General features: G+C 62.5%; 11 protein-coding genes. 3 read left to right on the forward strand and 8 right to left on the reverse strand.

The window, feature by feature from the left end; all coding sequences use genetic code 11:
* Nucleotides 1-16: 16 nt before the first annotated feature.
* Both PLL20_08905 and PLL20_08910 read right to left on the reverse strand, forming a co-directional pair.
* Entirely contained in the window at nucleotides 17-2,410 is a 2,394-nt protein-coding gene (locus PLL20_08905) for a site-2 protease family protein (protein ID HPD30099.1), read from the reverse strand.
* On the reverse strand, nucleotides 2,395-3,588 hold the full coding sequence (locus PLL20_08910; GenBank protein ID HPD30100.1) for a 1-deoxy-D-xylulose-5-phosphate reductoisomerase: 1,194 nt from the start codon (nucleotides 3,586-3,588) through the stop codon (nucleotides 2,395-2,397). The genes PLL20_08905 and PLL20_08910 overlap by 16 nt, the downstream gene beginning before the upstream one ends.
* A gap of 216 nt (nucleotides 3,589-3,804) precedes the next feature.
* Here PLL20_08910 and PLL20_08915 point away from each other — a divergent pair, with 216 nt between their 5' ends.
* The 3 genes from PLL20_08915 (at nucleotide 3,805) to thrC (ending at nucleotide 6,796) form a co-directional block, all read left to right on the forward strand.
* On the forward strand, nucleotides 3,805-4,329 hold the full coding sequence (locus tag PLL20_08915; GenBank protein ID HPD30101.1) for an NUDIX hydrolase: 525 nt from the start codon (nucleotides 3,805-3,807) through the stop codon (nucleotides 4,327-4,329).
* Nucleotides 4,326-5,231, forward strand: a complete 906-nt coding sequence (locus PLL20_08920) for a rhomboid family intramembrane serine protease (GenBank protein HPD30102.1) — start codon at nucleotides 4,326-4,328, stop codon at nucleotides 5,229-5,231. The genes PLL20_08915 and PLL20_08920 overlap by 4 nt, the downstream gene beginning before the upstream one ends.
* A 152-nt stretch (nucleotides 5,232-5,383) precedes the next feature.
* On the forward strand, nucleotides 5,384-6,796 hold the full coding sequence (thrC, locus tag PLL20_08925; GenBank protein HPD30103.1) for a threonine synthase: 1,413 nt from the start codon (nucleotides 5,384-5,386) through the stop codon (nucleotides 6,794-6,796).
* 506 nt (nucleotides 6,797-7,302) lie between these two features.
* On the opposite strand, the gene hypB is transcribed toward thrC, so the two are convergent.
* From hypB to hypF, 6 genes are all read right to left on the reverse strand, one after another.
* Nucleotides 7,303-7,971 (reverse strand): hydrogenase nickel incorporation protein HypB, encoded by a 669-nt coding sequence (hypB, locus tag PLL20_08930; protein HPD30104.1) that lies wholly within the window; start codon nucleotides 7,969-7,971, stop codon nucleotides 7,303-7,305.
* Nucleotides 7,949-8,323, reverse strand: a complete 375-nt coding sequence (locus PLL20_08935) for a hydrogenase maturation nickel metallochaperone HypA (protein HPD30105.1) — start codon at nucleotides 8,321-8,323, stop codon at nucleotides 7,949-7,951. The genes hypB and PLL20_08935 overlap by 23 nt, the downstream gene beginning before the upstream one ends.
* 38 nt (nucleotides 8,324-8,361) lie before the next feature.
* Nucleotides 8,362-9,387, reverse strand: coding sequence for a hydrogenase expression/formation protein HypE (gene hypE, locus PLL20_08940; protein HPD30106.1), 1,026 nt, complete (start codon nucleotides 9,385-9,387; stop codon nucleotides 8,362-8,364).
* A gap of 64 nt (nucleotides 9,388-9,451) precedes the next feature.
* A complete protein-coding gene (gene hypD, locus PLL20_08945; GenBank protein ID HPD30107.1) occupies nucleotides 9,452-10,537 on the reverse strand; it encodes a hydrogenase formation protein HypD in 1,086 nt (361 codons plus the stop codon).
* A 27-nt stretch (nucleotides 10,538-10,564) separates the two neighbouring features.
* A complete protein-coding gene (locus PLL20_08950) occupies nucleotides 10,565-10,834 on the reverse strand; it encodes a HypC/HybG/HupF family hydrogenase formation chaperone (protein ID HPD30108.1) in 270 nt (89 codons plus the stop codon).
* Nucleotides 10,825-13,275 carry a carbamoyltransferase HypF gene (hypF, locus tag PLL20_08955; protein HPD30109.1) on the reverse strand — a complete coding sequence of 817 codons (2,451 nt, stop codon included), beginning with the start codon at nucleotides 13,273-13,275 and terminating at the stop codon, nucleotides 10,825-10,827. The genes PLL20_08950 and hypF overlap by 10 nt, the downstream gene beginning before the upstream one ends.
* Nucleotides 13,276-13,475: the final 200 nt, after the last annotated feature.

Genomic DNA, 13,475 nt, shown 5'->3' on the forward strand with positions numbered 1-13,475 from the left:
GATCCTGCCTTCAGACTCAGCCGAAAATCCGCTGAATATCGTTCAGCATCACGTAGACGAAGATGGTGACGATCAGGGCCAGTCCGACGAGCTGGGTAACCACCTGAACCCTGAGCGGGATCGGGCTTCCTTTGATCTTCTCGATGATCAGAAAGACCATGACACCGCCGTCGAAGATGGGCAACGGAAGGAAGTTGATCACCGCCAGGTTGGCCGAGATCAGCGCGAGGAAATAGAGCAGGCTGCTGAAGTTTTCCTGGGCGATGTCGCTTCCGGCCTTCACGATGCCGATCGGTCCGGCCACCGTGTCAAACCCGACGGTACGATCGACAACCATTCGCTGAATGACCAGGTAGACCGTTTCAATGAAGTAGTACGTCTGGCGGGCACCGATCATCATGGCCTTGATCGGGTTGGGTTCGCGGAAGTGCTCGCGAAGCGCATACGTTTCCAAAGTCACGCGATCATACGCGATTCTCATCGGCCACGTGTCGAGCATTTCCCTGGTCACCTCGACCAGCTCAGTATGGCCGGCGTTACCCTGCATGCCGCGGTGCTCGATCTCGATCTTCCGGCCGATACACATTTCGAGAGCATGACTCGCGCCCAACCAGGTACCGACCGGGACAGGAGTATACTGATCCCGGATCTTAACCTCCGCGGTGCGACGGTCGTCGATCCTGACAATGACGTGATCGCCGGGCAAGGGGAAGATTGTTCCAAGCGTCGCCGGCACGCGAATGCTGCCGCGCTGCTCCAGCCCTTCGGGCGTGCGCCATGCCACCTGAACCTCGCCCCCGGCGAACTTGAAGAATCGATCAACCACCTCGCCCCAGGTTGCGACCGGCTCACCGTTTATGCTCGTGATCAGCGAACCTCGCGGCATCTTCTCCTTCAATGGCGCAGCCGCCGTAGGAACGCCCTCGCGGACCTCGAGTGCAATACCCGCGACGAACGGCGGCCCCTCGGCGTCGGCTTCCATGTTCATGCCTACGTGAGGTCTGCCCCGTCCCAAGGCGCCGGCAGCGGGCCGCACCACGAGCCACACGTGCTGGGGTGGTTGCGAGCCTTCGTGCCGGAGCACCCTCACCCGTATGTCTCGCTCGGGGTTGGCAGCGATCGCGTCACGAACTTCGGAAGCCGTCGGGTCCGGTTGCTCGCCCCATTTCAGGATCACGTCACCGGCCTTGAGCCCCGCGAGGTCGGCTCGCTTGTTCGGCTCAACTGACGCGACGCAGGTTCGCGGCATGAAACCCAACAATTCCTGATCGCTCTCTTTGCCTTCGCCGCGAGGCAGCAGGCGACGCAGGGCTCTTGCCTTCACCTCGCGGGTGACGTTGGTACCGTCCTCCAGCCTCCGACGAACAACAAGTCGGGCATAATCCCCCTGTCGCCGCTGGAGGACGGCCAGAAGATCCTGAGAGTTCGTGATTTTGCGTCCGTCGGCCTCCAGGACCTCGTCACCGATTTGCGGCTGCTCCTCGGGAGCAAGCTTGGGATCCGGCCAGACGCCGGCAATAATGTTGTTTCCGCCGGAACGGATTCCGAGCACAAGCACGCCCAAGACGTCATCCATGTTGGGCTGAATCTCGACGGTATTCCTGACGGGCGGACCATCCTTGTGCTCCTGTCTCTCGAAGACGATGGACATCGGCTTGTTGGGGTCGGCCAGAATGGTGGCCATCCGAAGGCCGTCGAAATCGGTGATGCGCTCGCCGTTAACTTCGATGATCCGATCACCGGGCAGGAGGCCGGCGCGATCCGCGGGCCAACCCGGCATGACTCCGCCGACAATCGGCGGAATTGCCGGCTTGCCGATCATGTAAGTGATCATGAATAGAATTCCGGCGAATATGGCATTCATGACCACGCCGGAGGAAACGATGATCATCCGGCGTCCGACCGACTTGTTCAGGAACGAGCGAGGATCGTTCTTAACCTCGATCTCGCCGGATTTATCGATTTCGAAGTCTTCCTGCCCCTGCATCTTCACGTAGCCGCCGAGGGGCATCCAATTGAAGCGATACTCGGTTTCACCGAGCTTCAATTCCTGGGCAGCGCGTGCCAGCTCTTCGTCGGTGACTGAAGTCTTCTCCTTGAACTGAAGCTCGGCTTGCCGCTTGCGCTCCACGTGTTCCCTCAATCGCTCCAGGTATTGCTCCTCGGAGGATCCCCAGCGGAAACCGAGACCTTTCCGATAAGAGCACAAGGCCCTGCCGAAACCGACGGCGAAACGATCCACCCGGACCCCGCAGCCCTTGGCGGCCAGGAAGTGTCCCAGTTCGTGTACGAAGATCAGGAACGAGAAACCAAGGATGATCAGCACGTAGCCGAATAATGTGCCCATTACGCTCCCGAGCAATGGGACGGCTTGCCCCACAGCGGATAGTCCGATCAGTCCTTCAAGCATTCATTCACCTCGCGCCGAGCCCACGCGTCGGCCTCCAAGAGTTCGTCCAGATCCGGGCTGGGGCTTACCGCATGCCGTCCCAGGACCTCCTCAATCAATTGTACGATGCGTCCGAATGGGATTCGTCGGTTCAAGAAGGCTTCGACGGCGGCCTCGTTGGCCGCATTGAAGACCGCCCCGGCGGTCCCCCCGGCTCGAGCGACCTCGTACCCCAGTCTCAGAGCCGGAAACCGCTCCAGATCCGGCGGCTCGAAGTTCAGCCTGCGGATCGTAGCAAAGTCCAACCGCGTCGCACACCCCGGCACGCGATTGGGGTAGGTCAGCGAGTATTGGATCGGCGTCCGCATGTCGGGCGTTCCCAGTTGGGCGATCACCGACCCGTCACAGAACTCGACCATTGAATGGATGATCGACTCGGGGTGGACCAGCACTTCAATCGACTCGACCGGAAGCCCAAAAAGCCAGCGAGCCTCAATGATTTCAAGGGCCTTGTTCATCATTGTGGCTGAGTCGACAGTGATTTTCGGTCCCATTTTCCAGGTCGGGTGCCTGAGGGCATCTTCGACGGTAGCCTGGGCGATTTCGGGGCCGGACCAGGTTCTGAAGGGACCACCGCTGGCGGTAAGGAGAATTCGCTTCACCTCGGACGGACGGCCGGCCGTCATGGATTGGAAAATGGCTGAGTGTTCACTGTCGATTGGCAACAGGCAGGCACCGGACTTGCGGGCCAAGGGAATCAGGATCGATCCGGCAACCACAAGGGCTTCTTTGTTGGCCAGTCCGACTCGCTTGCCGGCTCGGACGGCCGCGATTGTCGAAGGGAGGCCGGCGGCGCCGACGATGGCTGCCACGACGAAATCGCTGTCGGGTCGCGCGGCCAGTTCCACAAGGCCTTCCGGGCCAACAAGAAGCTCTGTGGACCCGTTCAGCAGCGGTTTGAGTTCCTTGGCATGATCTGTCTGAGCGAGGGCTACGGCCGAGGGCCGGGCCTCGGCGGCCTGAGCGGCCAGCTCCCGCCATCGGCGAGCGGCGCACAATCCCGTCACGCGATACGGTGGACCGAGAGAGCGCACGACGTCCATCGTGCTTCTGCCGATGGATCCGGTCGATCCCATGATGCAGACGCGCTTGGCCTCGGCTCCGGCCGACGGTTCTAGTGGTAAGGACTCCCTTGGCACTGTCGCTTCACTATAAGAATCCGTCGGGAGACTGACAAGACAGCCCCGGACCACACGAGCGGCCTGCGAGCGGCTTGGCGCTCGACTCGCGCCGTTCCTCGCACGCCGGGCGGCAGTAGTTATAATCCGATTGAGCCGTTGAGGTTCCGGGTGTTCCTGAGGGACGTCTGATCGAAGGCGTCGAATTGTCGTTTACAGGTTGCCGATAAAGCCTCCATGCGCGAAGTGCTGCTTCAGACCCGCAGGTTCAGAGTGGAGCGCCTGGAATACCACATTCCGGGGCAGGGAATGGTTCGGCGTGAACTGGTCGTCCACCCGGGGGCGGTCACGATCGTACCGCTGCTCGATTCCGAGACGGTGGTGATGATCAGGAACTATCGGTTCGCGGCCGGGGCCGAGCTGCTTGAACTGCCGGCCGGAACGCTGGAGCCGCCTGAGCCGCCGATGGAATGTGCGGCCCGCGAACTGGAGGAGGAAACGGGATACAAAGCCGCCCAGCTGGAGCGGCTGTGCGAGTTCTACACCACACCGGGCTTCACCGATGAACGAATGTACGTGTTTGTGGGCACCGGACTGACGCCTACGAGACAGCGATTGGAAGCCACCGAGCAGATCCGCATTGAGATCATGCCCCTGAATGATGCTCTGGCCGCGACAACCGACGGTCGCATCGTTGATGGCAAGACCATCGCATCGCTTCATGTCTACCACCATCGGTATCGGTCGGGGGACAAGCCATGAGCTGGCGCGACAGACCTTACGCGGCTGACGACTCCCAGCCTGAACTGCGCATCCAGTTGCGGCGGCCGAGCACGATCGTCATGTGGCTCATCGTGATCAACGTCGTCGTCTTCCTCTTTCACAGTCTGTCTCAGAACTGGAGTCAGAGCTACTCCGTTTTGACCTTTGGTTTGAGCCTGGATGGCGTCTTATCGTTGCGCCTCTGGCAACCGCTCACCTACATGTTCATGCACGCCGACACGTGGCACCTCGTTTTCAACATGATCGGCTTGTACGTGTTTGGCAGTGAATTCGAGCGGAGCTTCGGCCAGCACCGCTTTCTCCAGTTCTACCTGTCCTGCGGCCTGCTGGGCGGGCTGGCTTACCTTGGTCTGGGTTGGGCGGATGAAACGCACGTTGGCATTCCGCTGGTGGGCGCCAGCGGCGCCGTTTACGGGCTGCTCATGGCTGCAATCATCTTTTTCCCTCACATCCAGATCATCCTGCTCGTCTTTCCGATGCCCATTCGCGTTTTCGGGCTGATTGTCCTGGCAATCGCGGTGTTGACCGTGCTGAGCCCCAGTTCTTCGTTCAACCGGGGGGGAGAGTTGTGTCACGCCGCCGGGGCCATGGCGGCGATCGTGGTCTTCTACGCATGGGGAGTCATGCCTCGTATCCGTTTGGGATTCGGTCGAGGCGTCACGATCCTTCCCGGCTCGGGCGACCGGCGAAGCAAGGGAGGAGAGGGCGCCTGGGAGAAGAAACAGCGAATGCTCGCTGAGGAGCAGGCCGAGGTGGATCGGATTCTGGCGAAGGTTCATGACCAGGGGCTGGCCAGCCTGACGCGTAAAGAGAAGAAGATTCTTGCCCAGGCCACGCGGCGACAACGAGAGCGGGATGAAGAGGCTCAGCGGAGGGCGTGAGGCCGTTTTGACTTGGCATTCGTCCGGCTTATATTGTCCCATCATACGACCCGGCTGGGCCGCGCCCCGACTTCCCGGAAGAGTGTTCAGGAGTCAGTTGGCGCGGCACCCTGAGCGCAACCGGCGGCGCGCCGCCGGGAACAGGACATGCGATGGCTGAGAAAGCTTACCAGATCTGCATCAATCCCGACTGTCGTGAGACCCTCTCGGTCGATCAAGTGGTTTTCAGTTGTCCCAGGTGCGGTTCGCTGTTCGACATCGCCTATGATTGGGACCGGCTGGCGGTGCCCACGTCGCTGGAGTTCTTCGAGCACCGCTGGGCCACCAAGGGGTTGAACGCGGAGGGTAGGCTGGATTTTTCAGGTGTTTGGAGGTTCAGAGAGCTTATTCCCTTCGTCAAGCCCGAGCAGATCGTCACCATCGGCGAGGGCCGGACGCTGCTGGAGGAGAACAACCGGCTGGCGGCCGAGGTGGGCATGAAGCCCGGGCGTCTGTTTCTGCAATACGAGGGGCTCAATCCGTCCGGCAGCTTCAAGGACAACGGCATGACCGCGGCTTTCTCGCTGGCCCGGGCCCTGGGAAGGACGCGGGTGGCCTGCGCGAGCACCGGCAACACTTCCGCCTCGCTGGCGATGTTCGCCAACAAGACCGATCCGCCGATGCAGGGCATCGTCTTCATCGGCTCGGGAAAGATCGCGTACGGCAAGCTCTCGCAAGCCCTGGATTACGGGGCTCTGACGCTTCAGATCGAGGGCGACTTTGACGCCTGCATGCGGCGCGTCAAACAGATCTCGGACAAGCTCGGGATCTACCTGATGAACTCGATGAATCCGTTCCGGCTCGAGGGGCAGAAGGCGATCATGTATCGCGTGTTGGAGGCCCGGAGCTGGGAGGTGCCGGACTGGATCATCGTTCCCGGCGGCAACCTCGGGAATTGCAGTGCCTTCGGCAAGGCTTTTCTGGAGCTGCACCGTCTGGGTTTGATCAAGCGAATTCCGCGTTTGGCGATCATCAACGCGACGGGAGCCAATACGCTGTACCGGCTGCATGAGAAGGAAGGCGTGCGGTGGAACGGCGGCCGCTATGACCAGGAGAAGGTGAAGAATCTTTACGCCGAGTTTGATTCGACCGGCTACCTGCCGCACACCGTCGCCTCGGCGATCGAGATCGCGCGGCCGGTGAATCTGCCCAAGGCCCTGCGAGCCCTGGAAGTAATGAACGGCCTGGTGCGGGAGGTAACCGACGATGAGATTCTGGAGCATAAGGCCCTGGTCGGCCGGTACGGGTTCGGCTGCGAGCCGGCCAGCGCCGCCAGTGTGGCCGGTCTGCACATGCTGTTGCGCGAGCAGATCATCTCGCCGGACGAGCAGGTGGTTTGCATTCTTACCGGGCACGAGTTGAAGGACCCGGATGCCACGGTCAAGTACCATACCGGCATCGACATGAAGGCGATTCCCCCCCCGCCACCCGTTCCACCCAAGGGCAGGTTTGCCAACACGCCGCGAAAGGTGGCCGACGATCTCGAGGCCATCTGCGCAGCCTTGGGTGAGAAGCTGCCGAATTGACTCTCAGACTGGAAGACGCTTGTATCTCTTTATTATACAATAGGTTAGGTCATCCATTGGGTTCGTTTGGCGCGGAAGGTATCTTCGTTGTCCCAAAGGCGGGCGGGGGTTGTGGCGGGGAGACCGGGAGACCCTGCGGCTTTTTCAGAGCCGCGACCGCAGGGACAGCGTCCCTGGCGATCTTGGCCCTTTGCGGTCCGCCCGCTCGCTTCCGCGCGGGGTTCTGAAAGCGCCGCCCAGACCGTCACGAACCGGTCTTGGCTTTCGGCCGGAGGAGTCGATCTTCACTTCTCAAAGAGCAGCGGTGCAGGCCATGGGCCACGGACGGTTCCGGCCGGCTCGCAGAGGCTGCGCCGGTGTTGTCGGGCGGGAGAACATGAGGCATGCTCCGGAACGTGCGGTCGAGACGGAGCGACGCCATGGCAGTGCAGAGGTCCGAACGGGTCCACAGGCGCAGACCCTGCGTCCTGCACCTGCCCATGCGGGGACGCGGGCACTTGCACGGCCTATCGACTTGCTTTCGATCGTGCCTGTCGCCGGTCGTTGAGCCATGCCAACCAGCGGTCCATGCCGTCGCCGCGCTTGCTTGATATTTCAAAGAACGGGGCTCGGGTATTCAGCCGCGACAGATCCTGGCGAACTCTTGAGACGTCAAAATCGAGGATGTCGAGCAAATCCACCTTGGTCAGGAGCACGACGTCGGCCTTCTGAAAGAGCGTGGGGTACTTGGCGACCTTGTCGTCGCCCTCGGGGATGCTGAGGAGCACGACGCGCAGGTGTTCGCCCAAATCGAACGCGGCCGGGCAAACCATGTTGCCGACGTTTTCGATAAACAGGAACGCGAACCGGGACAGGTCGAGGCGGCGCAACCCCTCGGCCACTTGGCCGGGCGTGAGGTGGCAGCCTTTGCCGGTATTGATCTGGACGGTTTCAACGGCGAGAGGGCCGAGCCGCTCGGCATCGCGCGTGGTCTGAAGATCGCCTACCAGCACGGCACACGGGCAGTCGGGGCCCAAGGCCGGAATGGTGTTTTCGAGCAAGGTGGTCTTGCCGCTGCCGGGGGCGCTCATGAGATTGATCGCCAACAAGCCGGCCTGATCAAGAAGACGGCGATTCTCGCCGGCCGCCGTTTCGGCGGCCTTAAGGACGCTCTCAATCACGTGGATCTGCTTCATATCGATACTCCTCGTCCACGTCGCAAGTGATGTTGCGAAGGACGATGTCATCACCGGCCGTAATGCGGGGGTTGGCATGGCCGCAGGAAGGACACATGAAGCTGACATCGATGTCCGGGCTGTACGCGGCGCCGCAATCATTGCACACTGCCGAAACGTCGATTTCCCGGAGCTTTAAGGTCGCCCCTTCGGCCACGGTCCCCACGACGGCGGCGCTGAAGGCCATTTCGAGAGCCTCAGGGACGACCTGGCGCATGCGGCCAATCTCGACCTCGACTTCGCCGATGCGCGCGGCCTTGTAGCGCCCTGCGATGTCGAGCAGGCAATCAACGATTTCGGAAGCAATGGCCATTTCGTGCATCGCAACGCGTTCTCGAATGCCCGAGGCGGTCAGCAGATCCGCGGCAGATCCTCTCCGTAGGGCCGTTGAATGATTCTTCGTCCCCCTGCGGGGGTGACGAGTTCGACCAACGGCGGATCGCGCCGAACGATCCGGCCTATGACCGCCGCCTGACGGCCCAGCGGATGATTGCGGCACGCTTGCAGCAACCGGCCCGCGTCTTCTCCCGCGACGAGAGCCACGACCTTGCCTTCGTTGGCGACCGTCAGCGGGTCCAGGCCGAGCAATTCGGCGGTGTGGCGTGCGACGGGCGTAATGGGGATGGACTCTTCGATCACCTCGACGGTGAGGCCGGATTCCTCAGCCAGATCGGCCAGCACCCCTGCCATGCCGCCTCGCGTCGGATCGCGCAGGAACTTGATATCCGCCCCGCTACTAAACATGGCATCGACGAGGCCGGCGAGGGGCGCCACATCGCTGGTCAGTTGCGTGTCGAAGCCGAGCCCCTCACGAACCGACATGATCGCCAAGCCGTGCTCGGCGATGGGGCCCGTCACGACCACGGCATCACCCGGCACCAACCGGTCAGGGCCAAGACGGGCATCTTCTCGCACATCGCCGACTCCCGCGGTGGTAATGATCAATCCGTCGCCGCCGTGTCGCTCGATCACTTTTGTATCGCCGGTGGCGATTACAACGCCGGCTTCGGACGCGGCCTGGGCAATCGATCGTATCACACGATCCAGCAGGGCCAGTTCAAGGCCCTCCTCCATAACCATGGCGAGGCTCAAGGCTCTGGGTATCGCTCCGGCCACGGCCAGATCATTGACCGTCCCGCAGACTGCCAGGCGACCGATGTCTCCGCCGGGGAACTCCAGCGGCTGAACCACAAAGGCATCGGTGGTAAAGGCGACCCGGCCGGAAACCGAGAGTATGGCGCTATCGGTCAGCGGTTCCAGCAAAGGATTGGACAGGCGGGACAGGAAACGCTCCTGGATCAGTCGCCGCGTCAGCTCGCCGCCCCCGCCGTGGGCCAGGACGATTTGCTCCTCTCCTGATGGCTCATTCCGAGTCATGGGTCATGCTTGTCCAAAAGGTGCCGGGCGCCATGCCCACGGCCCGGCGTACATATGGCCTTCATCACCGTTCCGCAAAGCGCGCTCCACCATATTTGTACCAAGCCGCACACGTGCCTTCAGAACTGACCATGCACGGCCCCACGGGCGTAGTCGGCATGCAGGCCTTGCCAAATAGACTGCAATCGGTGGGCAGGAGCCTGCCCTGAATCACCTGGCCGCATCGGCAACCGGGCGGCTCATAATCCTCACCGATGGTCAGGCCTAACCCGGCAACAGCATCAAACCGCCTGAATGCGGGGCGAAGCTCAAGGCCGCTTTTGGGAATCGTGCCCATGGCCCGCCAGACGGTATCGGCGGGCTCAAAGATCCTATCGATACATTCGCGGGCGGCCAGGTTACCCTGTTCGGTCGCGGCAACGCCGTAGACATTCTCGACTCTCGACTCCCCGAAGGCTATCTGCTCGAGCAGACGCAACAAGCCCAGGAGCATCTGTCCAGCCTCGAAGCCGGCGACCACGCAGGGTTTGCCGAACTGCTCGACCACCGGCCGATAAGCCGCCGAACCGATCACAACCGTTACATGGCCGGGGCAGAGAAAGCCGTCGATCGGCACGTCACCCGCCGAGAGCAGTGCGACCATGGCCGGGATGACCAGCTTGTGACCGGACAGGATGAAGAAGTTGCGAAGGTCGCGGTTCTGGGCGTCGAGCACTGCGGCGGCCGTGATCGGGGCGGTCGTCTCGAAACCGACGGCCAGGAAGAGCACCTGACGATCGGGATGATCAGCGGCATACTTGACTGCATCACGAGCGGAATACACGACCACCACCTGAGCACCGCGAGCCCGCTGTTTTTCGAGGCTGCCGGTCCTGCCCGGGACGCGCACCATGTCGCCGTAGGTGCAAATTGTGACCTCAGGGCGGATGGCCGCTTCGCACGCGGCATCGATGTATCCCTGGGAGGTCACGCAAACCGGGCAACCCGGGCCGCTGACCATGCGGATTGTCGGGGGAAGGAGCGATTTGACGCCGGTCCTGAAGAGAGCCACTGTGTGGGTGCCGCAGATCTCCATGAGTTGAATCGGCCGCAATCCTCGAGCAACGTCGGCGATCCGTTCCTTCATTTCTTCAATGCTCAGGTGCGACATATCAGCTCACAGTCGAGGTTGACGACGTTACTGCCCGCCCGACAACTCCGGCGGCAGATCGGCCAGGCCTGCGGCCTTCAGATACGTCCAGGTTTGCATAGCTTCGGCCTCATCCAGCACACTGAGGGCATAACCGGCATGTACCAGCACCCAGTCGCCGACCTTGGCCTCCGGCGTGAAGGCGAGACCGACCTCCAGGCGCGTGCCCTGAAAATCGACGGTGCCGACGGTCGACATTGGCGCGCCTGATTCGGGCGTGCGGATGTCCAGCACTCTGCCAGGCACGGCTAGACACATACGAGACCTCTTCTGACGCGTTCAGCGGCGACCACCGCCTGCCCAAGGGCGATACCACCGTCACCCGTCGGAACCTCCCGGTGTGAGAAGACCGTCAGGCCTCGCTGGATCAACCGGTCGGTCAGCGATTCCAGCAGCAGTCGGTTCGCGAAACAGCCGCCGCTCAGAACGGCACGACGTATACCTGTCCGGGCCGCGGCATACTCAACAACATCGGCCAGCATGCCGGCACAGGCTTCGTGAAATGCCCGAGCCAAAGTGCCGGCATCCGGGCCATCGGCTGCGCGAGCCATCAGCTCCTTGACCATCGGCCGGAAGTCGCAGACGGCCGGCCGGCCATCATTCTCCGGCTTCTGGACGTTGTAAGCAAGTGGGCCTGTCGGCGCCGCCGCTCTTGCCACGGCCTCCAGAGCCATGGCCGCCTCTGCTTCGTATTGATTCCGATCACAGATGTCCAGCAGGAAGGCCACGGCATCGAAGAGTCGGCCGAGGCTGGACGTCCAGGGAATCCGGCCGGCAGAGGCGAAGCGCCGAGCGACGAGCTTCAGGGCTTGTTCCTCGATTCTGCCCAGGAACGGGCCGGCGACCCGGATCCAGTCCTGGCCGAATGTTTCGTGCAGCAGGCCCGCCGCCGGCCGCCAGGCATCCTTGGCCGCCTGATCGCCGCCCACCAGCTTGAAGTATCGCAAGTGGCCGACGCGTTGGAACTCTGCCTCGTCGCAGGCCAAGACCTCACAGCCCCAGATGGCACCGTCGGTGCCGTAGCCGGTGCCGTCGCAGGAAACGCCGAGCACGCGCCCGGTGATGCCTGCCTCGGCCATGCAACTGACGATATGGGCGTGATGATGCTGGACCCGAGTCACGGCAAGTCCCAGGGTTGCGGCGTATCGGGTCGCGGCATAGTCCGGGTGCATGTCACAGGCGACGATTCGTGGCTCGACGCGGAGGAGCTTCTTGAATTGCTCGATCGTGGCGGTGAAATTGCGGAAAGCGGCGGGATTCTCCAATTCGCCAAGGTGCTCGCTCAGGACGGCCTGCCGGCCGTCGAGGACACAAACGGCGGACTTCAATTCGGCCCCCACAGCGAGCACGGGAAGAGGCGATTCCGCGGGCACGTGAATGGGCGCCGGGGCCAGGCCGCGAGCCCTGCGGATGGGTACCATCACCAGCTTGCGATGCGGTCCGGTCATCAACTTGACGACCGAATCGTCGACGCGGCGTTCGATGTCGCGATCGTGCATCAGAAAGGCGTCGGCGATGGTCGCGAGTCTCTCCATCGCCTCCTCGTTTCGGGCGCACAGAGGCTCATCGGTGGGGTTGGCCGAGGTCATCACAAGCGGTCCTGTTCCTTCAGCCATCAGCAAGTGGTGTAGCGGGGTATACGGCAGCATGATACCGAAACAGTCATTGCCCGGCGCGACGTTACGGCTGATCGAGGCCTGCGGCTTCCTGGGCAGAAGCACAATCGGGCGTACCGGGCTGCTCATTTCGGCGACCGCAGCCTCATCGACCTCAGCAATCTCGCTTGCTGCCTCAATAGTCGCGACCATCAGCGCCAGTGGCTTGGCTTCGCGCATTTTTCTCACGCGGAGACGGGCGACCGGTTCATCCTGATCAGCCCGACAGGCGAGGTGAAATCCGCCGATGCCCTTGATCGCAACAATCGCCCCGTCACGAAGCATCGCGGCGCCCAGCCGGACGGCGTCACCGGGAATCTCGCGCCCGTTCCCGTCGCTCAGCCACACACGCGGCCCGCACACCGGGCACGCATTCGGCTGAGCGTGAAACCGCCGATTCGCCGGGTCGTCGTATTCGGCCTGGCACAGCGGGCACATGGCGAACCGCCGCATGGTGGTGTTGGGCCGGTCGTACGGCACCGCCCGGATGATTGAGTACCGGGGGCCGCAGTTCGTGCAATTAATGAAGGGATAGCGGTATCGCCGATCGGCTGGATCGAACAGTTCTCGCAGGCAATCTGCGCAGGTGGCCGTGTCGGGCGTGATCTCGGCGTCCTGCCGGCCGGCGCTCGAACTATGGATGATACGAAATGTCGTCTCGCCGACCGACGCAATCGGACTGCCGGTCAATTGTGCGATACGGGCCAGCGGCGGCAGCTCCTCTCTCAATCGCCGTTCGAACTCGTCGATCGCCGAGGCGGGGCCTTCAACCTCGATAAACGCCCCATGGGTGTCGTTGCCGACGAAGCCCCCCAGCCGAAGGGCATTCGCCAGTCGACAGACGAAGGGCCGGAAGCCGACTCCCTGCACACGCCCCTGGACGGCCAACCGCCGGCGCGACCGCTCCTGCTCGACATCGCTCGATGAGCCAGTCCTCACGCAAGTATTGTATGCCGCCCCACCCCCGAACCCAAGAACAGCCCCGCCCAGCAGCTCGTAAGCCGGCGGCTGTTCTCCTTTCAGAACCGCGACCGTGCTCGCCACGCCGAAGCCCGCCGAAGGCGGGAGGAAGCAGCAGTCTCCTTATAGCGGTCCGCGCTCGCGGACCCTCCTCGACTGTCAGCTCTCTTTCTCCTGCTCAACTGTCCCCTGCTCTCCTGTCTACCTTCCCCTATCTCGCGCGGCGCCGGGTGGGGGAGCAACGATCACTCGTCCTGCGTAGCTCCCAGAGCGCAGCAGGAGCC

It is taken from the genome of Phycisphaerae bacterium (assembly GCA_035384605.1).
Taxonomy (GTDB): Bacteria; Planctomycetota; Phycisphaerae; order UBA1845; family PWPN01; genus JAUCQB01.